Source organism: Mesorhizobium sp. WSM4884, from assembly GCF_029625675.1.
Classification (GTDB): Bacteria; Pseudomonadota; Alphaproteobacteria; order Rhizobiales; family Rhizobiaceae; genus Mesorhizobium.
The window spans coordinates 319,355-338,569 of sequence record NZ_JARTVO010000004.1 but is presented as its reverse complement, the minus strand read 5'-3'; the positions used below and the strand labels follow the sequence as shown (position 1 = coordinate 338,569).

General features: G+C 63.3%; 18 protein-coding genes and 1 pseudogene. 2 read left to right on the top strand and 17 right to left on the bottom strand.

What is annotated here, in order from left to right; translation table 11 throughout:
* Positions 1 to 32: 32 nt before the first annotated feature.
* Positions 33 to 1,361, top strand: coding sequence for a citrate synthase (gene gltA / locus P9236_RS09055; RefSeq protein WP_278074256.1), 1,329 nt, complete (start codon positions 33 to 35; stop codon positions 1,359 to 1,361).
* 47 nt (positions 1,362 to 1,408) lie between these two features.
* Here gltA and lpxB read toward each other — a convergent pair whose 3' ends face one another.
* The 13 genes and pseudogenes from lpxB to P9236_RS08990 all read right to left on the bottom strand — a co-directional run bounded on the left by lpxB (position 1,409) and on the right by P9236_RS08990 (position 14,508).
* Positions 1,409 to 2,596 carry a lipid-A-disaccharide synthase gene (gene lpxB, locus P9236_RS09050; RefSeq protein ID WP_278074255.1) on the bottom strand — a complete coding sequence of 396 codons (1,188 nt, stop codon included), beginning with the start codon at positions 2,594 to 2,596 and terminating at the stop codon, positions 1,409 to 1,411.
* A complete protein-coding gene (locus P9236_RS09045; RefSeq protein ID WP_278074254.1) occupies positions 2,586 to 3,500 on the bottom strand; it encodes an LpxI family protein in 915 nt (304 codons plus the stop codon). The genes lpxB and P9236_RS09045 overlap by 11 nt, the downstream gene beginning before the upstream one ends.
* Positions 3,475 to 4,308, bottom strand: coding sequence for an acyl-ACP--UDP-N-acetylglucosamine O-acyltransferase (gene lpxA / locus P9236_RS09040; RefSeq protein ID WP_278074253.1), 834 nt, complete (start codon positions 4,306 to 4,308; stop codon positions 3,475 to 3,477). The genes P9236_RS09045 and lpxA overlap by 26 nt, the downstream gene beginning before the upstream one ends.
* A 15-nt stretch (positions 4,309 to 4,323) precedes the next feature.
* Positions 4,324 to 4,782, bottom strand: coding sequence for a 3-hydroxyacyl-ACP dehydratase FabZ (fabZ, locus tag P9236_RS09035; protein ID WP_278074252.1), 459 nt, complete (start codon positions 4,780 to 4,782; stop codon positions 4,324 to 4,326).
* Complete coding sequence (gene lpxD, locus P9236_RS09030; RefSeq protein WP_278074251.1) at positions 4,775 to 5,830, bottom strand: UDP-3-O-(3-hydroxymyristoyl)glucosamine N-acyltransferase; 1,056 nt, start codon at positions 5,828 to 5,830, stop codon at positions 4,775 to 4,777. Before lpxD ends, fabZ begins: the two co-directional genes overlap by 8 nt.
* A gap of 78 nt (positions 5,831 to 5,908) precedes the next feature.
* Positions 5,909 to 8,278, bottom strand: a complete 2,370-nt coding sequence (bamA, locus tag P9236_RS09025) for an outer membrane protein assembly factor BamA (RefSeq protein ID WP_278074250.1) — start codon at positions 8,276 to 8,278, stop codon at positions 5,909 to 5,911.
* 218 nt (positions 8,279 to 8,496) lie between these two features.
* The gene (gene rseP, locus P9236_RS09020; protein ID WP_278074249.1) at positions 8,497 to 9,639 is read right to left on the bottom strand and encodes an RIP metalloprotease RseP; all 1,143 of its coding nucleotides are present in this window, start codon (positions 9,637 to 9,639) and stop codon (positions 8,497 to 8,499) included.
* Between the two features lie 104 nt (positions 9,640 to 9,743).
* Positions 9,744 to 10,562, bottom strand: coding sequence for a phosphatidate cytidylyltransferase (locus P9236_RS09015; protein ID WP_278074248.1), 819 nt, complete (start codon positions 10,560 to 10,562; stop codon positions 9,744 to 9,746).
* An 11-nt stretch (positions 10,563 to 10,573) separates the two neighbouring features.
* Positions 10,574 to 11,305 (bottom strand): annotated as a pseudogene (locus P9236_RS09010) (isoprenyl transferase); the annotation flags it as partial.
* A 20-nt stretch (positions 11,306 to 11,325) separates the two neighbouring features.
* The gene (frr, locus tag P9236_RS09005; protein WP_278074247.1) at positions 11,326 to 11,880 is read right to left on the bottom strand and encodes a ribosome recycling factor; all 555 of its coding nucleotides are present in this window, start codon (positions 11,878 to 11,880) and stop codon (positions 11,326 to 11,328) included.
* Positions 11,881 to 11,969: 89 nt separating this feature from the next.
* A complete protein-coding gene (gene pyrH, locus P9236_RS09000; protein WP_059188649.1) occupies positions 11,970 to 12,692 on the bottom strand; it encodes a UMP kinase in 723 nt (240 codons plus the stop codon).
* Positions 12,693 to 12,841: 149 nt separating this feature from the next.
* Positions 12,842 to 13,951: an aldo/keto reductase gene (locus P9236_RS08995; RefSeq protein WP_278074246.1), complete on the bottom strand. Its 1,110-nt coding sequence runs from the start codon at positions 13,949 to 13,951 to the stop codon at positions 12,842 to 12,844.
* Between the two features lie 29 nt (positions 13,952 to 13,980).
* Entirely contained in the window at positions 13,981 to 14,508 is a 528-nt protein-coding gene (locus P9236_RS08990; protein WP_278074245.1) for a nuclear transport factor 2 family protein, read from the bottom strand.
* Between the two features lie 115 nt (positions 14,509 to 14,623).
* On the opposite strand from P9236_RS08990, the gene P9236_RS08985 reads away from it, so the two are divergent.
* On the top strand, positions 14,624 to 15,550 hold the full coding sequence (locus P9236_RS08985) for a LysR family transcriptional regulator (RefSeq protein ID WP_278074244.1): 927 nt from the start codon (positions 14,624 to 14,626) through the stop codon (positions 15,548 to 15,550).
* A gap of 28 nt (positions 15,551 to 15,578) precedes the next feature.
* Here P9236_RS08985 and tsf read toward each other — a convergent pair whose 3' ends face one another.
* The 4 genes from tsf to P9236_RS08965 form a co-directional block, all read right to left on the bottom strand.
* Positions 15,579 to 16,499, bottom strand: coding sequence for a translation elongation factor Ts (tsf, locus tag P9236_RS08980; protein ID WP_278074243.1), 921 nt, complete (start codon positions 16,497 to 16,499; stop codon positions 15,579 to 15,581).
* A gap of 119 nt (positions 16,500 to 16,618) precedes the next feature.
* Positions 16,619 to 17,398, bottom strand: coding sequence for a 30S ribosomal protein S2 (rpsB, locus tag P9236_RS08975; protein ID WP_278074242.1), 780 nt, complete (start codon positions 17,396 to 17,398; stop codon positions 16,619 to 16,621).
* A 201-nt stretch (positions 17,399 to 17,599) separates the two neighbouring features.
* Positions 17,600 to 17,878: a DUF4031 domain-containing protein gene (locus P9236_RS08970; RefSeq protein ID WP_059188655.1), complete on the bottom strand. Its 279-nt coding sequence runs from the start codon at positions 17,876 to 17,878 to the stop codon at positions 17,600 to 17,602.
* 62 nt (positions 17,879 to 17,940) lie between these two features.
* On the bottom strand, positions 17,941 to 18,780 hold the full coding sequence (locus P9236_RS08965; protein WP_278074241.1) for a hypothetical protein: 840 nt from the start codon (positions 18,778 to 18,780) through the stop codon (positions 17,941 to 17,943).
* Between the last annotated feature and the right edge of the window lie 435 nt (positions 18,781 to 19,215).

The following is a 19,215-nucleotide window of genomic DNA, read 5'->3' as shown; positions in this document are numbered from 1 at the left end:
TTGCCGGCATGAGGAAACAAAAGGAGTTTGCAATGAGCGAAGCTGCGACAAAACTGGAACCGGGCGGCAAGGCGCATGAGTCGACCGCCAAGCTCGAACTCGCCGGCAAGACCCACGAATTCAAGGTGCGAAGCGGCTCGACCGGGCCTGACGTCATCGACATCGGCGCTCTCTACAGCACCACCGGCGCCTTCACCTACGATCCCGGCTTCACCTCGACGGCGAGCTGCGAGTCGGCGATCACCTTCATCGACGGCGATGCCGGCATCCTCTTGCATCGCGGCTATCCGATCGACCAGCTTGCCGAGCACGGCGACTTCCTCGAGGTCTGCTACCTCCTGCTCTACGGCGAGCTGCCGACCAAGGCGCAGAAGGACGACTTCGACTACCGCGTGACGCGCCATACCATGGTGCATGAGCAGATGTCGCGCTTCTTCACCGGCTTCCGGCGCGACGCGCACCCGATGGCAGTCATGTGCGGCGTGGTCGGCGCGCTGTCGGCCTTCTACCACGACTCGACCGACATCTCCGACCCATACCAGCGCATGGTCGCCTCGATGCGACTGATCGCCAAGATGCCGACCATCGCGGCGATGGCCTACAAATACCACATCGGCCAGCCCTTCATTTATCCGAAGAACGATCTCGGCTTCGCGGCGAACTTCCTGCATATGTGCTTTGCTGTGCCCTGCGAGGAATACAAGATCAATCCGGTGCTGGCCCGCGCCATGGAGCGCATCTTCATCCTGCATGCCGATCACGAGCAGAACGCCTCGACCTCGACGGTGCGCCTTGCCGGCTCTTCGGGCGCCAATCCGTTCGCCTGCATCGCCGCCGGCATCGCTTGCTTGTGGGGTCCGGCGCATGGCGGCGCCAACGAGGCGGCCCTCAACATGCTGGGCGAGATTGGCCACGTCGACCACATCCCGGAATTCATCGCCCGCGCCAAGGACAAGAACGACCCGTTCCGGCTGATGGGCTTTGGCCACCGCGTCTACAAGAACTACGATCCGCGCGCCAAGATCATGCAGAAGACCGCGCATGAGGTGTTGGGCGAGCTTGGCATCAAGGACGATCCGCTGCTCGACATCGCGATGGAGTTGGAGAAGATCGCGCTGACCGACGAGTACTTCATCGCCAAGAAGCTCTATCCCAACGTCGACTTCTATTCGGGCATCACGCTGAAGGCGCTGGGCTTCCCCACCACCATGTTCACCGTGCTGTTCGCCGTCGCCCGTACCGTCGGCTGGATCGCGCAGTGGAAGGAGATGATCGAGGATCCGCACCAGAAGATCGGCCGCCCGCGCCAGCTCTACACCGGCGCCACGGAACGCGACTACGTGCCGATTGCTAAGAGATAGGGAATAGTGAGTAGGCAAATAGGCAGTAGAAAGAGAGCCCCTACTGCCTACTGCCTACTGCCTACTGCCTTCCTGATACATCCCATCACGACTTCCGCCGCGATCTCGCCCGACGGCCTCTCGGTAGCCATGCGCCTTACGATCTCGGCGAAGCCCGCCTTCTGCCAGGCGCGCATGCCGGTATTGGCAAACAGCGCTTCCAACTGACGCGCCAAGTTCTCCGGCCGGACATATTGATTGTAGAATTCAGGGATCAGCGTCCGATCCGAAATCAGGTTGGGCAGCAGCGCTGACCAGGTGGTCACCAGATATCGGGAAATGAGACGCGCGATCGGATCGAGCTTGTAGCTGGAGACCATCGGAACGCCGCAAAGCGCCAGTTCCAGCGAAACGGTTCCGGACGCGATCAGAGCCGCATCGGCCTTGCCGAAGGCCTGCCATTTCCGCTCCGGATCGGTGATGATCTCAGGCTTCTCGTCCCAGCTTGCGACCGACGTTTTCACCAGATCGGCGACATGCGGCACCGTCGGCAGCAGCAGGCGCAACCGATGGCCGCGCTGGCGCAGGACCGACATGGCCTTGCCGAAAGGCTCGATCAGCCGGCGCACCTCGCCGCGGCGCGAGCCCGGTAGCACGAGCAGCGTCTTGACGCGATCCTCGGGCAGGTCGCGCGGCAGGTTCTGCGCCTTGGCGGCGCCAAGCACCCCGGGGTCCTGCGTCAGCCGGTGACCGACATAAGTGCCGGGCGGCCCGCCGAGGCGGGCAAGCGCCTTCACCTCGAAGGGCAAAATGCAGAGGATGTGGTCGACATAGGGCTTCATCGCAACCGCCCTGCCCGGCCTCCATGCCCACACGCTCGGGCACACATAATGGACGATCGGAATGGCGGGCGCGGCGGCACGCACCTTTTTGGCGACGCGCAACGAAAAATCGGGGCTGTCGATGGTGATCAGGCAGTCAGGCCGTTCCGCCGCGATGATGGCAGCCGTCTGGCTGATCCGGCGCATCAGCCGCGGCAGATCGCGCAAGACGGCACTGAAGCCCATCAGCGCGATCTCGCTGCCGTCGAAGAGCGGAGCCAGCCCCAATTCCTGCAGGTGCCGCCCGCCAATGCCGACAAGCTGGATCTTGCGGCCGGTCGTCTTCTCAAGCGCGCGCACGATGTCGGCGCCAAGCAGGTCGCCCGACTCCTCGCCGGCGACGATGGCGACCTTGAGCGGCTTCTCACCGGCCATTGGCCGGCTCCTTTGCGGCGAGACCGACGATGAACAAGCCAAGCGCATTGGCTCGCGATAATGTCGCCGGACCTTCGAGAATGAGCGAGCGGCCCGCCTCGACGGCTATGCCGGCCAGGCCGGCGGCATGTGCGGCCTCGACCGTCTGCGGGCCTATCGAAGGTAAATCGGCGCGCAATTCCTGACCTGGCTTCGCGCATTTGACGAGAACGCCGCCCGTTTTTCCGGCGAGCCGGCCATGCCCGCGCAATTCCCGTGTCCGCTCGAGCAGGCCGTTGGTGCCTTCGATGCCTTCCAGCGCGATCACCCTTCCTCCGACCGCAATCGCCGCCTGGCCAATGTCGAGCGCACCGATCGCCTTTGCCGCCGCACGGCCCGCCTCGATATCACGCCAATCCGATTGCTTTGGTCCGGCGGCTGTCAGCGTGCCTTCTGCGGCGGTCAGTTCGGGGACGATCTCATGCGCGCCGACCACCTTGATACCGCGCTTTTCGAGACCCCGCGTTAGGACCTTCAGAAGTCCGTCATCGCCGCGTGCCAGCGCGACGACGACGGACGGTACGATCGCCAGCAATCCGAGGCTGGGGCGCATGTTGCTTAGCCTTGGCCTGCGTTTGATCTCGCCGGCGAGGACCAGATGGGTGACGCGATGGCGTTTCAGCGTCGACACCAGGGAACCGATCTGCTCGAGAGCCATGGTAACGTGCTCGTATCGGCCAAGCTGTTGCTTGCGGTCAGCCTCACCTTCCATCAACAGAATGAAGGGCGAATAGCCGTGAGCTGCTAGACCGTCGGCGACTTCCACAGGCAGGCTGCCGCCGCCGGCAATGATGCCGACCCTGGAGCCCGGCGCGAGTGCAAGCCTTGTTTCGGCGGGCTCAGCCCTCGTCATCGCCGTCGTCATCGTCGCCACCCTTGAGCGGCGGGACGGCATAGTGCCGCTTGCCGCGGCTGGTGACGAAATCAATGATTTTCATGGCCGTTGGCGACGCGGCGAATTGCACCTTGGCGATTTCCACATTCTCGCCGACGGTCCGGGAGCGGTCGAAAATCGTCCTGTAAGCCTTGCGCAGCAGGTAGATTTCCGCACGCGGCAGACCGGAACGCTTCAGCCCGATGATGTTGAGGCCGCGCAGCTTGGCGCGATTGCCAACAGCGATCGCATAAGGGATGACGTCGCCGACGACGGCCGAGCAGCCGCCGATGAAGGCGTTGTCACCGACGCGGACAAACTGATGAACCGCAGTGAGACCACCGATATAGACGTTGTCGCCGATCTCGCAATGCCCGCCGAGCGTTGCCCCGTTGGCAAAAGTGGCGTTCTTGCCGACGACGCAATCGTGGGCGATGTGGGCGTAGGCAAGGAAATTGCCGTTGTCGCCCACGGTCGTCTCACCACGGCTGGAATCCGTGCCGACATGCATGGTGACGCCTTCGCGAATCGTGCAGCTCTCGCCGATGACCAGCGTGGTGCGGCCGCCCTTATGCTTGGTGTTCTGCGGCGGGCCACCCAGTATCGCCATCGGATAGACTTTGGTCGCGGCACCGATGGTGGTCGCGCCCATCACCGAGACGTGGCTGACCAGCTCGACACGGTCGCCGATCACCGCGTCGGCGCTCACATGGCAGAACGGCCCGATGCGGACGCCTTCGCCGAGCTGGGCGCCGTCTTCGACGACCGCGGAAGGATGGATTGATGTCTGAATTTTCATAAGCATTTCGAACCGTCAGCCGGCAACCATGGCCGAAATCTCGGCCTCCGCCGCCTTCTGGCCGTCCACCATGGCCTCGCAGGCGAATTTAAGCAGGTTGCCGCGCATCTTGATTTTCTTGACGTGGATCTTCAACTGGTCGCCAGGACCGACTGGCTTGCGGAATTTCGCGTTGTCGATGGTCAGGAAATAAACCAGCGACGGCTTTTCGGTGTTGAGGCTGCGGATGCAGATCGCGCCGGCCGTCTGGGCCATGGCCTCGATGATCAGCACACCCGGCATCACCGGTTGTTCAGGGAAATGGCCCTGGAAATGCGGCTCGTTGATGGTCACGTTCTTGATGCCGACGGCCGAGTCGTTGCCGTCGATATCGACGATGCGGTCGATCATCAGGAACGGATAGCGGTGCGGCAGGAGCTTCATGAGCCCCATTATGTCAACCGCTTCGAGTGTCGTCGCCACCATGTCAGCCATTTCCGTCGCCCTGCTTGCGCGTCCTGGCCAGTCTGCGCAGCATCGCGATCTCGCGCATCGCTTCCGCCATCGGCTGCGCCGGATAGCCTCCCCAGACCTCGCCCGCTGGCACGTTGCTCATGAATCCACTTCTCGCAGCAAGCTTGGCTCCCGGGCCGATGGTCAAATGATCGGCGAGGCCGACACCGCCACCCATGGTGACGTTGTCGCCGACGACGACGGAACCGGAAATACCCGAAAGCCCGGCTATAATGCAATTGCGGCCGATGCGAACGTTGTGGGCGATCTGCACCAGATTGTCGATCTTGGTGCCCTGTCCGATGACCGTGTCGGACATCGCGCCGCGATCGACGGTCGAGTTGGAGCCGATCTCGACGTCGTCCTGGATGATGACGCGGCCGATCTGCGGCACGCGCTCAGGTCCCTTGGCGCCGGCCACGAAGCCGAAGCCGTCCTGGCCGATCCTTGCGCCGCCATGAATGATGACACGGTTGCCGATCAGCGCATATTGAATGCTGGCGCCGGGGCCGACGTAACCGTCGCGGCCTATCTTGCAGGAGCGGCCGATGACGGCATGCGGTGCGATGACCGTGCCGGCGCCTATGGAAGCACCGGGACCGATCACCGCGCCTGCCTCCACGATCGCTCCGGCCTCGACATGCGCGGACGGATCGATATGCGCCACCGGCGAAACGCCGGTTTCGCCGGTCATCGGCCCTGGAGTCGAGGCTTGCGGAAAGAGCAGCCGCCCGACCATCGCGAAGGCCTGCTGCGGGCGCGGATGCACCAGCACCGCGATCCCCTGCGGGGCTCTGGCGGCAAAGTCCGCGGGGCACAGCACCGCTGCCGCCTTGAGCGCCTGCATCAAAGCGAAATTGCGCTTGCCGTCGACGAAGACCAGCGCACCATCACCGCCCTCATTGGCGGGCGCCAGCGCTTCGATGGCGATATCGGCCTGCGAGGCATCAATGAGATTGGCGCCGGTCAGATTCGCAACCTCGCCAGCCGTATACCGGCGTGAAGGCGCGAAGAACACCGGATCGGTCATTCCACAAACATTATCCAGCTAGGTCGGATCAGTCTATTCCGGGCCGTCAGACGGCCCGGAAACATCGTAACCCGCGGATTAGAAACGAGTCGCTATGCCGAAGTTGAATTCCTGCACGTCGTCGCCCGGCTGCTTCTCGACCGGGATCGCATAGTCGATGCGGATCGGGCCGAACGGCGAAGCCCACATCAGACCGACACCGACCGAAGCGCGCAAATGCATGTCAGCCGATCCCGCCTTCACCAGGCTCGGATCAAGCTTGTTGCCATAGAGCGTTGCCGCATCGGCGAAGACCGCGCCGCGCAAGCCGAAGCTTTCCGGGATAACCGGCAGCGGGAATTGAGCTTCCGCCGAAGCATTGAAATAAGTCGTGCCGCCGAGATGATCGCCGCTGTTGTCGCTGGCAATCGGGCCGATGCCGCCATAGGCGAAACCGCGGATCATGCGATCGTTGCTCTGGAAGTGGTCGAAGATACGCAGGTCGCCGTTGCCGTAGCCTGCGATATAGCCGGCGCCACCCGACACCAAGCCGACCAGGTCGAGCTGCTCGGACAAGGTCTGATAGACACTCGCACGCCCGGTCACCTTCACCCACTTAGCGTCACCGCCGAGACCCGCGACCTCGGTCGTGCCGGTGATGTAGAGACCCTCATGCGGGTTCTTCATGTCGTCGATGGTGTTGTAGACCAGACCGAGGCTGACCGAGGATTTGACCCACGGGCTCTCGGCAACGCCATCCCGGATGGCCTGCGAAATGGTGCACTTGCTCGGATCGTAGATCCCGCTGGTCAAGCAGCCATCGGCAAGCTCATACTTCTCCTGCGAGATATTGTATGCCAGCTGCGTCGAGATGCTGTCGGTGATCGGCAGGCCGAAGCGGATGGTCGCGCCGGTGACGTCCGTATCGTAGTGATTGTATTCGCGGGTCGACTTAAAGATATCGAAGCCCGCCGCGATGCGCCGGCCGAGGAAATACGGCTCGGTGAAGGAAATGGCGTAGTCGCGCGAATGCCTGCCGCCGCCGGCCGACAGCTTGATGTATTGGCCGCGGCCGAGGAAGTTGCGCTCGGTGATCGAACCTTCGATGGATGGGCCAGGCGTATCGCCACCCGTCGAATAGCCGGCGCCGATCGAGAACTCGCCGGTCGACTTCTCGACCACGTCGACGACCAGGACAACCTGGTCGGGCGCCGACCCCGGAACAGTCGAGATATCGACTTTCTCAAAGTAATCCAGCGCTTCCAGCCGCTTCTTCGCGCGCTGAATGAGAACCTGGTTGAAGGCGTCGCCTTCGCTGACATCGAATTCGCGGCGGATGACATAGTCGCGCGTGCGGTCGTTGCCGCGGATTTCGATGCGCTCGATATAGGCCTTGGTGCCCTGGTCGATGGTGTAGACGACCGAGATCGTATGGTTCTCGAAATTGCGGTCGCCGCGCGGCGTCACCTGGGCAAAGGCATAGCCCGAACCGGCGACCTTTTCGGTCAGCGCGACGATCGAGTCCTCGACGTCCTTGGCGTTATAGACGTCGCCCTTATGGGTCTCGACCACCGATTCCAGCGACTTGGAGTCGACCTCGGGGATCGTGCTCTCGACGCTGATGTCGCCAAAGGTGTAGCGCTCGCCTTCCTGCACGGTGATCGTAACCGTGTATTTGTTGGTGGCCTCATCCAACTCGCCGACGGCCGAGACGACCTGGAAGTCGGCATAGCCGTGATTGTAGTAGAAGCGGCGCAGCAATTCCTGGTCGGCGCGCAGCTTGTCCTCGTCATAGACGTCGTCGCGCAGCACGAAGGACAGCCAGGACGAACGCTTGGTGTTGATGACGTCCGACAGGCGGCGGCTGGAAAAGGCGCTGTTGCCGACGAAATTGATGGCCGCTATCTGCGTGCGCGCGCCTTCGTTGATGTTGAAGACCACGTTCACGCGATTGTCACCGAGGTCCATGATCTGGGTGGTCACGGCGGCGTCGTCGCGACCGATGCGCCGATAAGCGGCCTTGACCGCCTCGACGTCGGCATCGAGCGCCTGCTGCGAGAATGTCGCGCGCGGCTTCAGCTGGATGGCCGCCTGAAGGGCATTGTCCTTGAGCTTCTTGTTGCCCTGGAACAGGACCTGGTTGACGACCTTGTATTCGGAAACCTTGACGACCAGGGTCGAGCCGACCTGGTTGATCTGGACGTCGGAGAACAGCCCGGTGCCGAATAGAGCCTTCACGGCGCTATCGATGTCGGCGCTCGAAAAGGCCTTGCCGGGCTTGATCGAAATGTAATTGCGGATGGTTTCGGCATCGACACGCTGGTTGCCGCTGACCTCGACCCTGCTGACGACCGCGGCTTCTGCTACCGATGTGGCAACGAACTGCACTGCGAGCGCGCCTGGCAAAACCAGGGCGGCGGACAAAGCCGCCGCGGACGCGGCGCTCAGAAACTTGGATGCTGCCTTCATCGGGCTTTTGTACCTTTTTCTCGTAGTCCCCACGGCGAGAAAACCGGACGTGCGGTATTTTCCCTTACCGTATTAACCGGATTTCCCCTACACGCAAGGCTCCCGGTTAATTTGTATTTACTTAACCCTGTTGCGTGGCTTTCGTGTCACGCATATCCCCACGCATGGTAAACGGCGTCTCAATATGGCCGGGGCCGAAGCCAAATTTCTTCATGATTTCAGCACCCAAACAGATCATTCCAAAAAACGAAGCCCATAAATCCGAGCACCAGAAGGAGACCGGTCCGGTAGGCCATCTCCATCATCCGCTCCGACACGGGCCGTCTTATGACGGCCTCCACGCCGTAGAACAACAGGTGACCGCCGTCGAGAGGGGGAATCGGCAGAAGATTGAGAATCCCTATCCCGACTGACAGGAATGCAACAAGCTGCACCAGCCACTCGAAGCCGAGTTTGGCCGCCTGACCCGACATTTTTGCGATCTTGATCGGTCCGCCCAGCTGGCACTTGTCCTCGCGCCCGATAACAAACCGCTTCATGAACTGGCCGGTGCGCTCGATCACATGGCCGGTTTCCTCGACAGCTGCCGCCAGCGCGCCCGCGGGCGTGTAGGAGACCAGTCGCGGCTGCCCGAACTCGGCATTGTTGGCGACGCCGATGATCGCGACCTTGACCTTGTTGCCCAGCGCGTCCTGCTGCTCCATCGGCTCCGGCGTCGCCGTGACGGTGATTTCCTTGCCATCGCGCAGCATGGTGAAAGTGATGGCATCGCCGGCGCGACCCGAAACCAGGCGCTGAACATCGGCAAAGGTTTCCACCTTGCTGCCGTCGACCCTGACGAATCGGTCGCCGGGCTGGATCCCTGCCCGCGCGGCTGGGCTGCCAGCGGTGACTTCGGCCACGGTCGGCTCCATCACCGGACGGCCATAGAGCGAAAACAGCACCGCGAAGACGGCGATCGTCAGCAGGAAGTTGAACAGCGGCCCGGCAACGACGGTCGCTGCGCGCTTCCAGATCGGCTGGGTGTGAAAGGCGACCTCGCGCTCGGCCTCGGTCAACGATTCGATCTCCTCGGCGCTCGGCTGGCTCGAGGTCGCGTTCATGTCGCCGACGAATTTGACGTAGCCGCCAAGCGGTATGGCGCAAAGCTTCCAGCGCGTGCCGTGGCGGTCGTTGAAGCCGAAAAGCTCCGGGCCGAAACCGATGGCGAAAGCCTTCACGCCGATGCCGCACCAGCGACCGATGAGATAGTGGCCCATCTCATGCACGAACACCACGACGGTGAGCACGAACAGGAACGGCACAAGGGTGCCGAGGACAAACCCTTGGGTGCTGAAGACGGCGTGAAGAATCTCGTTCAAGTCATGCCCTCAAATTCGCCCGCGAGCGCGACACTCCGCCGCGACTGTGACATCAATCCGGGCGAATCCGTGGCGTGCCCGTTTTTCCGCCCTGCGGCGGTGCATTAGAACGGAAACAGCCCCTGCGCCGGATGATCGGCGGTGGCCGCCGAAACCCAGCCGATCAGGTACAGGGCGAAAGCCGCCGCGACAAGCCCATCGACCCTGTCCATGACGCCGCCATGACCGGGAATGAGATTGCTCGAATCCTTGCAGCCGTGTCGGCGCTTGACCCAGGATTCGAACAGGTCGCCGACCTGCGAAACGATCGAGAGCGCCAAAGCGACAAGGCCAAGCATGACGAGATTGCCGGCCCCGGTCGCGATTGCCAGCAGCAATCCGGCAACCACGCCGCCCACGGCGCCGCCGAGCGCGCCGCTCTGCGTCTTGCCGGGCGAGATCGATGGCGCGAGTTTTGGCCCGCTGACCGCCCGACCGACGAAATAGGCTGCAATGTCGGTCGCCCAGACCACCGCGAACAGGAAGAGGATGGCGATCAGCCCTGAATGGTTGTCATCGCGCAGGTAGGCGAGTGAAAGGCCCGACAACGACGCGTAGGCTAGCCCCGATGCCTCCCATTGCGCTGCTCCCCGCAGCCGCGCGGCAACAGCGGCGATAGCTGTGAGGGCTGCGACCAGAGTGAGCAGCCACAGGGCCGGCGGCCCGGCAATCAGCACTCCGACAAAGACGAGAATCAGCGCTTCCGCCAGAAAGCCGAGCCTCGCGCTGCTCTCGGCGCGCGACATGCGCGTCCATTCGTAGAATATCAGCGCCGCGATCGCCGCGCAGAACAGCCGGAACGGCAGCGCCCCCAGCCAAGTGAGCGCAAGTGTGAGGGCCGCCATCACGATGGCCGAGATGACGCGCTGCTGAAGATTGCTCATTGATGCCGGCGCTACAAAGCGACGTCGCGGGCGGCGAGCCCGCCGAAACGGCGCTCGCGGCTGGCAAAGTCCCGCAGGGCGTCGGCCAGATGCTCCCGGCTGAAGTCCGGCCAGTAGCAGGGCAGGAAAACGAGTTCGCTATAGGCGGCCTGCCACAAAAGGAAGTTCGACAGCCGGAGCTCGCCACTGGTGCGGATCACCAGGTCGGGATCGGGAATGCCCTCGGTGTCGAGCGAACCGGCAAAGCTCTCCATCGTGATGGCGTCGCTCGTCATTTCGCCTCGAGCCACTGCATCGGCGAGCTTGCGCGCGGTGCGCACGATCTCGTCGCGGCCGCCATAGTTGAAGGCGATGACCAGTGTCAGCGCCTCGTTGCCGGCGGTCAGCGATTCGGCTTCCTGCAGCAGTCCCCTGATGTCTGGTTGCAGCCCTCCCCGGTCGCCGATCACCCTCACCCGCACGCCATTCTGGTGCAGTTCGGCGAGATCGCGGCGGATGAAGAGCTTCAAAAGGCCCATCAGGTCGCTGACTTCGGATTTCGGCCGCGACCAGTTTTCGGAGGAGAAGGCGTAGACCGTCAGGTAGGAGATGCCAAGCTCGGGCGCGGCGCGCACCGTCTTGCGCAAAGCCTCGACGCCGGCGCGGTGGCCGGCAAGCCTCGGCATGCCGCGCGCCTTGGCCCAGCGTCCATTTCCGTCCATGATGATCGCGACGTGCGCGGGCGTTGCCATGGTCTCGCTTTCGAGCCGGTGAGAAACCGACCCTAAACCTGCATGATTTCAGCTTCCTTATCGGAAAGCAGGTGATCGATGGTGCTGATCATCTCGTCGGTCAGCTTCTGTACCTGGTCGGACCGATTGCGATGATCGTCCTCGCTGATCGTGCCGTCCTTTTCCGCCTTCTTGAGGAAATCCATGCCGTCGCGGCGGACATGGCGCACTGCGACGCGGGCGTTCTCGGCGTAGCCATGCGAGATCTTGACCAGTTCCTTGCGGCGCTGCTCGTTGAGTTCGGGCAGCGGAATCCTGAGATTGGTGCCGTCGACGATCGGGTTGAAGCCGAGATTGGCCTCGCGGATGGCGCGGTCGACGGCGCTGACCATCGACTTGTCCCAGACCGAGACCGAAATCATGCGCGGCTCCGGCACCGTCACATTGGCCACCTGGTTGATCGGCATCGTCGTGCCGTAGGCCTGGACCTGGACGGCGTCGAGCAGGTTGCTGGAGGCGCGGCCGGTGCGCAGCGAAGCAAGATCATGCTTGAAGGCCGCGATCGCCCCGTCCATGCGCCGCTTGAGATCGTCATATTCGCCACTCATGATCATCTCCTCGACCCGTTCGCCGGGTTCACTGCTTGTCTTCTAGTCACGTCCGAAACCGGCGATCATTTAGCCGACTCCGGCCCCGGTCAATTGTCCGCGACGATCGTGCAACGGCCGCCGCCCCTCAGAATTTCGCCGAAACCACCCTTTTCGTGGATCGAATAGACGATTATCGGAATGTTGTTTTCGCGCGCAAGTGCAATCGCGGCCGTATCCATGATCGTAAGCCCGCGTTTGATGACCTCGGCATGACTTATGCGGTCGAAGCGTACCGCGTTCGGATCCTTCTTGGGGTCGGCCGAATAGACACCGTCGACCTGGGTGCCCTTGAACAGCGCGTCGGCTCCGATCTCGGCGGCGCGAAGCGCGGCGGCCGAATCGGTGGTGAAGAACGGGTTGCCGGTGCCGCCGGCGAAGATCACCACCTTGCCCTGGTTCATGTAGGCGGTCGCCTGGCGCTGTGAAAAACTTTCGCAGAGCTCGGGCATGGCAATGGCCGAGAGCACCACGGCGTCGACGCCGATCTTGTTCAGCGAGGTGCGCAGCGCCAGCGAGTTGATGACTGTGGCCAACATGCCCATGTGGTCCCCGGTGACGCGATCGCCGCCCTTGGAGGCGACGGCCACGCCGCGGAAGATGTTGCCGCCGCCAATCACGACACCGACTTCGATGCCAAGTGCCCGCGCCTCGGCAATGTCGGCGGCGATGCGGTCGACGACCGAGACGTCGATGCCGAAATGCTGTTCTCCCATCAGCGCTTCGCCCGAAGCTTTCAGCAAGACACGTCGATAGAGGGGCTTCACCGTCATCTGGTTCCTCGAAAATCTCGGCGCGGGCAAATCTGGAGGCGAAAATTGCCCCGCTTCGCCTGGCGGCGCTGGCTGATGGTTCGACCCGATACACGAAGGGCGCGGCGATGTCACGCCGCGCCCTTGAGCAAAATCCCAGGCTTTTTCGATCAGTTGCTGCTGACGCTGACCGCCTCGCCTTCGATCAGGACCGGTGAAGAATAGCCGGACGGTTTGTCGCCAGTTGTGGCGCCGCCGGTCACCCGCCCCTGGATTTCGGGCCCGAAGTAGGAATGCGGGAACGGCGCCGGCATGCTGCTCGCCGAATCCAGCCGCTTGCGAAGCTCAGGCGTAATCGAAAAATCGAGCGCCGCGACATTGTCCTGCAATTGGGCAAGCTTCGTCGCGCCAAGGATGACCGTGGCGATACCAGGCTGCGTTGCCGCCCAGTTGAGTGCCACCTGAGCCATGCTGCGGCCGAGTTCGGCAGCCACCTTTTCGAGTTCCGCCACGATCGCCCAATTGCGTTCGGTGAATTTCTGGAACCCAGGATGCGTGGTGTTGCGGAAACCGTCCAGCCGGCCGGAATTGCCGGCCTGTGTCGGGCGGTATTTGCCGCTGAGCATCCCGCTGGCCAGCGGGCTCCAGACCATGATGCCGGCGCCATGGCGTGTGGCGAAAGGTACGAACTCATGCTCGATGCTGCGCTCGGTCAGCGAATATTCGAGCTGCAGCGCCGAGATCGGTTCATAACCGCGCAGTTCGGCGATCGCCTGCGCCCGGCCGGCATACCAGGCCGGCACGTCTGAGAGGCCGATGTGGCGCACCTTGCCCGCACGAACGAGATCGTCCAGCGTGCGCAGCACTTCCTCGGCCGGCGTCAGCCTGTCCCAGATATGCATGAGATAAAGGTCGATATAGTCGGTTCCGAGCCGCTTCAGCGACGCGTCCACCGCGCGCATGATGTTCTTGCGCCCGTTGCCGCCCGCATTCGGATTGCCGGGGTCTACATTCATCGAGAATTTGGTCGCGATCACCGCCTTGTCGCGCAAGCCGCGCTCGGCGACGAATTCGCCGAGCCAGGTTTCGGCGGTGCCGCCGGTATAGAGATCGGCGGTGTCGAAGAAATTGCCGCCGGCCTCGACGTAAGCGTCGAACATGGCGTGGGCGGTTTCCCTGTCAGCGCCCCAGCCCCATTCGGTGCCGAAGGTCATGGTGCCCAGCGCCAGCCGGCTGACGCGCAGGCCGCTGTTGCCGAGCGTGTAATAGGTCATGCTCATGATAGGCTCCAATCGTGTTTGTTGTCGGCTTATTGGCCGGGGGTCGCCTTGACCCATGGATTGCCGCGCTCATGCGTCATGCGGAAGGTGAACCCGTCGACCTTCCAGCCGGCGGCCGAGCGGGTCAGGCGATGCTCATACGTGCCCCAGACTTCCCAGAGCGGATCGCCATTGCCTTCCATCCTGTTCCAGGCATAGCCGTTGGAAAGGACGGTAGCCTTGTCGGCTTCGATGACGACCTGGTGGTTGGTGCGTAGATGCAGGCTCGTCTTGCTTCCCTTGAGATTCGCTGCCCAGGCGCCGATCAGGTCGTCGGAGGCGATGTTGGCGGCAGGCTGCCCGGAAAGGCTGCTGAAGTCGGCAGTGACACGGTCGGCGAAATAACTGCGCGCAAGCTTCCAATCCTGCGCATCGACGGCGCGGTCAATGGCGTCCGCGATTCGGATGACGGCACGCTCGTCGGCGAGCGCTTGCCAAGCGGTTGGCTCGGTTCCGCCAGCATCGACCGGCGCCAGCGCCAATCCTGCCGCGAAGGTCACATGTCTCAACGCATTCATGTCTCTTCTCCTTGAGCTGTCGGCCCGCCGCCGATGTGTCGACGGCAATGTGGGCCATCCCGCCGACATCGATAAGATTGCATTGTTCGCAAGGACCATGCGATATTATTCATGAATGGACCGGGATCTGCTCACGCATCTGCCTGTGATTGTCGCCGTGGCGAGGCGTGGCGGCTTCGCGCTGGCCGCGGCCGAGCTTGGCATGAGCCCGTCTGCCGTCAGCCATGCCGTGCGGCTGGTGGAAGAGCGCATCGGCCAGCCGCTGTTTGCGCGCACGACGCGCAGCGTCTCGCTGACCGAAGCCGGCAAGGCGCTGGTGGAGACGGCGGCCCCTGCCCTTCAGGACATCGCCGAGCGGATGGACCGCATTCGCGGCGTCAAGGGGCGGCCCTCCGGCCTGCTCCGGATCAATGCCTCCAACGTCGCGATCCCATTGGCGGTGACGCCCGTGGTCGCGGCCATGGCCGAGCGCTATCCTGATGTGACGGTCGAGGTCTTCGCCGAGCAGGGCCTTGTCGATATCGTCGGCGAGGGTTTCGACGCCGGCATCAGGCTTGGTGAGATGATCGCGCAGGACATGATCACCGTGCGGCTCACGGCGTCTTTCAAGGCCGTGATCGCCGCTTCGCCCGGCTATATCGGAAAGCACGGCCGGCCGCGCGACGTGGCCGACCTCGCGAAGCACAATTGCATCGGCTACCGGCTCGTACGCTCCGGCGGCCTCTATCGCTGGGATTTGAACGATAACGGCAAGGATGTCGCGGTCGAGACGCGCGGCACGGCTGTCGTCACCGATTCGCTTGCGGCTATCGATCTTGCGCTTGCCGGTGTCGGGCTCGCCTATGTCTTCGAGCCGCTGGTGCGCGCCGATCTCGCCGCCGGTCGCCTGGTCCAGGTGCTGCCGAAGACGGCGATCGAGGAGCCGGGCCTCTTCCTCTACTTCCCGCGCCGGGCCTCGATGGCGCCGAAGCTCAGGGCCTTTATCGACACCGCTCAAGAGATCGGCCGGGCATCCATGCGGACACCCGGCCGAGTTGCCTGAGCTCTTTAGCCTTACTTCTTGCTTCGGGCTATTTCTTGACCGCGGCCGCGACTTCCGCCGCGAAATCGGTCGTTTCCTTCTCGATGCCTTCGCCGAGTGCGAAGCGCAGGTAAGCGCTGATCTTGGCCGGAGCGCCGATCTCCTTCTCGGCATCCTTCAGTGCCTTCTCGACGGTGATGTCGGGATTGAGCACAAAGGCCTGCTTCAGAAGCACGACCTCTTCGTAGAACTTGCGCAGGCGGCCCTCGACCATTTTCTCGATGATCGCTTCCGGCTTGCCGGACTGGCGGGCCTGGTCGGAGAAGATCGCCTTCTCGCGCTCGACCAGCGCCGGGTCGACTTCCTCGGCAGTCAGCGCGACCGGGTTGGTCGCCGCGACATGCATGGCGACCCGGCGGCCGAATGCATTGGCGGCATGTTCGTTGCCGGTGGTTTCGATCGCGACCAGCACGCCGAGCTTGCCGAGGCCGTCGGCGACGGCATTGTGGACATAGGTCGCCACTGCGCCATGCGGAACGGTGAGCTTGGCCGAACGGCGGAAGCCCATGTTCTCGCCGATGGTGCCGACCGCATCCTTGATGGTGTCGGTGACCGACTTGTCGGAGCCCGGATACTTGGCCGCGGCCACCGCCTCGGTCGTGCCGTAAGCGAGCGCGACCTTGGCGACGTTGGCGACGATTTCCTGGAAGGCCGCGTTACGGGCCACGAAGTCGGTCTCGGAATTGACCTCGACGATTGCGGCTTCGCGAACGCCGGAATCGACGCCGATCAGGCCCTCCGCCGCAGTGCGGCCGGCCTTCTTGTCCGCCTTGGAGATGCCCTTCTTGCGCAGCCAGTCGACGGCCGCTTCCATGTCGCCGTTGGTTTCGTTCAACGCCGCCTTGCAGTCCATCATGCCCGCGCCGGTCAAGTCGCGGAGTTCTTTGACCTGTGCAGCCGTAATGCTCATTGTCGCCTCTTTGTTTCAAATGCGCCGACGCACCATCGGTACTCGATGATGCGCCCGGCAAAAGCGCTTTAGCGCGCCAACTTATTGGAAAGATGAAGGCCGCAACCGGCCTTCGCTTTTCAGGCTTCCGGAGCCTCGGTGGCCGGGGTGTCGAGCGCCGGCTCGACCGGAGCCTCAGCCGACGCGCCGATATCCATGCCGAGCGCGCCCTGCTGGCGCGCGATGCCGTCGATCGCAGCCTTGGCGATCAGATCGCAATAGAGCTGGATGGCGCGGGCCGCGTCGTCATTGCCGGGGATCGGGAAGTCGATCTTGTCCGGGTCGCAGTTCGAATCGATGATGGCGACGACCGGAATGCCGAGGCGCTTGGCCTCGAGGATGGCGATCGCTTCCTTGTTGGTGTCGATGACGAACATCAGGTCGGGCGTCGAGCCCATGTCCTTGATGCCGCCGAGCGCCTTGTTGAGCTTCTCGCGCTCGCGGTCGAGGTTGAGGCGCTCCTTCTTGGTGAGGCCCTGGGCCTCGCCGGCGAGCGTCTCGTCGAGCTTGCGCAGGCGCTGGATCGAGTTCGAGATCGTCTTCCAGTTGGTCAGCATGCCGCCCAGCCAACGCGAGTTGACATAGTACTGGGCCGAACGCTGCGCGGCGTCGGCGACGATGTCCGAGGCCTGGCGCTTGGTGCCGACGAACAGCACGCGGCCGCCCTTGGCAACGGTGTCGGACACCTGTTTCAGGGCCTGGTGCAGCAGCGGCACGGTCTGCGACAGGTCGATGATATGGATGTTGTTGCGGGCGCCATAGATGTAGGGCGCCATCTTCGGGTTCCAGCGGTGGGTCTGGTGGCCGAAGTGAGCACCAGCTTCCAGAAGCTGGCGCATGCTGAAATCAGGCAGAGCCATTCTTTAGTTCCTTTCCGGTTGGCCTCCACGGACACAGGCATTTCGGACTTATGTCCTGATGCCACCGGAGGTTTCAGCCGGATTTCTCCCGGGCAGACACCAAAGTCCGTGTGTGGAATGAGCGCGCATATAGAGGGGAAGTCCAACAAACGCAAGCCGGGCGTCCGAAAACGCCCACACCTGCGGCGATCCGCCCAAATCTCAGCGTTTTACCTTGCCGTTAGGTACCCGCACGCGGCGGAAGATCGCGACGATCTCCTCGCGGCTGCATTCGACGGCGCCAAGCCGCACGGCGCGGTCGCGCTCGAAGCCGGTGATATCGTAATGCGGCGCCGACGTCTTCGGCGGCCCCTGATAGGAGGAGCGCTTGACGCCGAGCTCGGCGGCGAAGCGGTGGAGTTCATCGGTATCGTCGGCAAGCAGATGGCACCAGCGATGGCCGGCCCATTTCCAGATCGCCGCATCAACATAGACAGCCATTGAACCTGCTGCACTCCAACCGACAGGGCCGGCCCGTCACAGCCACCCGGGCCAACGTCAAGTCAGCGATGATAGAAGGGATTCGGATAGGAAATGAAGCCGCCGCCGGCTTCGAGCTCGGTCACGGTCCTGGTCACGGCTTCCTGCATACGCGTGCGCAGCACGAGGAGGGCCTCGTCGACGGAACCGTCGTAGTCGTGCAACCCCAAGGGCTGGGGCACGCGGATGTGCGCGCAGCGCGGCCCCGCGGGCTGCGGGATGAAGCGGTTGATCGTGTCGCGCAACGTGCCTTTGCAATAGTCGTTGCGGATGCGCTTCAGGTGCTCGGCGATCTCTTCCTGCGTGATCGTTCGATCGGCGAAGGCCCACGAGCCGACGCGCTGGATGCGCTGGATCGTTTCCGCCAATTCCCGCACCCGTTTCTGTTCCTCGGTATCGGCCTCGCCCTCGCGCAGCCAGCGACGCGAGCGCCGCAACAGCTCGGCCAGGTCGAGGCCGGGCTCAGCCGCAACGTCGTCTCCAAGCCGCTGGCCGAGCTCCGCCAGCGCCCTTTGCTGGCGGACGGCATAGGAAGCGCCCTGCACTGCCGTCAGGCCAAAGGCCTGTTCGTCGCGGGACAACAGATCCGAATAGATGCGATAGACGCGCTCCGGCAGCGAGCCGTGTGCGGCACCTTCGATTTTCAGGCTTTTCTCGACATAGCCGCATTCCCTGGCGAGCGCCGGCTCGACATTGCCGGTGAAGGCGAGTTTCCAGATCACCGGAGCGACCCAGACCTTGAAATTCGTGTTCGTTTCGCGACCGCGCTGCAGCGCCTCGAGCCCCATCTCCACCGCGCCGGGAAGCAACGGCCCGACATAGTCGCCGTGCCAGCCGACGCCGCCCTCCGGATGAAGCAGCACGCCATGCCCCTTGAGCGCCAGTCGACCGAATGCGCCTTGGCGGCCTCGCTGTTGCCGGGGATTTGCGCGATCAGATTGTTGGCCAGCCAGAATTTCTGCATCAGCCGGCCGAGCCCGTTGACCACGCCATGTGTCGCCCAGGAAGCCGCAAGCGGGCTGACGCGCGAGACGATCTCCTTGTCGATCATCCAGTCGGTGAAGAATTCCGGATGGTTGGGCGTGATGAACGTCGCCTGGCCCTCGCCGCAGCAGGCCTGCAGCCTTTGCTGGTCGGCGGCGGGAAAGTCGATGTGGCGGACATTGGCGACACCGCGCAAGCCGGCGACCCGGTTGAACGGCAACAGGTCGCGGAAACCTGGAACCCCGCGCAGCATGACGATGCGATTGACGACCGTCATCATGTTGATCAGCGCCGGATTGGGTCGCGGCGCCACG

Excerpts from the sequence above, each read along its gene's own strand:
- gltA (WP_278074256.1), top strand. The coding sequence starts at position 33 with ATGAGCGAAGCTGCGACAAAACTGGAACCGGGCGGCAAGGCGCATGAG.
- lpxB (WP_278074255.1), bottom strand. The coding sequence starts at position 2,596 with ATGGCCGGTGAGAAGCCGCTCAAGGTCGCCATCGTCGCCGGCGAGGAG.
- P9236_RS09045 (WP_278074254.1), bottom strand. The coding sequence starts at position 3,500 with ATGACGACGGCGATGACGAGGGCTGAGCCCGCCGAAACAAGGCTTGCA.
- lpxA (WP_278074253.1), bottom strand. The coding sequence starts at position 4,308 with ATGAAAATTCAGACATCAATCCATCCTTCCGCGGTCGTCGAAGACGGC.
- fabZ (WP_278074252.1), bottom strand. The coding sequence starts at position 4,782 with ATGGCTGACATGGTGGCGACGACACTCGAAGCGGTTGACATAATGGGG.
- lpxD (WP_278074251.1), bottom strand. The coding sequence starts at position 5,830 with ATGACCGATCCGGTGTTCTTCGCGCCTTCACGCCGGTATACGGCTGGC.
- bamA (WP_278074250.1), bottom strand. The coding sequence starts at position 8,278 with ATGAAGGCAGCATCCAAGTTTCTGAGCGCCGCGTCCGCGGCGGCTTTG.
- P9236_RS09015 (WP_278074248.1), bottom strand. The coding sequence starts at position 10,562 with ATGAGCAATCTTCAGCAGCGCGTCATCTCGGCCATCGTGATGGCGGCC.
- frr (WP_278074247.1), bottom strand. The coding sequence starts at position 11,880 with ATGAGTGGCGAATATGACGATCTCAAGCGGCGCATGGACGGGGCGATC.
- pyrH (WP_059188649.1), bottom strand. The coding sequence starts at position 12,692 with ATGACGGTGAAGCCCCTCTATCGACGTGTCTTGCTGAAAGCTTCGGGC.
- P9236_RS08995 (WP_278074246.1), bottom strand. The coding sequence starts at position 13,951 with ATGAGCATGACCTATTACACGCTCGGCAACAGCGGCCTGCGCGTCAGC.
- P9236_RS08990 (WP_278074245.1), bottom strand. The coding sequence starts at position 14,508 with ATGAATGCGTTGAGACATGTGACCTTCGCGGCAGGATTGGCGCTGGCG.
- P9236_RS08985 (WP_278074244.1), top strand. The coding sequence starts at position 14,624 with ATGGACCGGGATCTGCTCACGCATCTGCCTGTGATTGTCGCCGTGGCG.
- tsf (WP_278074243.1), bottom strand. The coding sequence starts at position 16,499 with ATGAGCATTACGGCTGCACAGGTCAAAGAACTCCGCGACTTGACCGGC.
- rpsB (WP_278074242.1), bottom strand. The coding sequence starts at position 17,398 with ATGGCTCTGCCTGATTTCAGCATGCGCCAGCTTCTGGAAGCTGGTGCT.
- P9236_RS08970 (WP_059188655.1), bottom strand. The coding sequence starts at position 17,878 with ATGGCTGTCTATGTTGATGCGGCGATCTGGAAATGGGCCGGCCATCGC.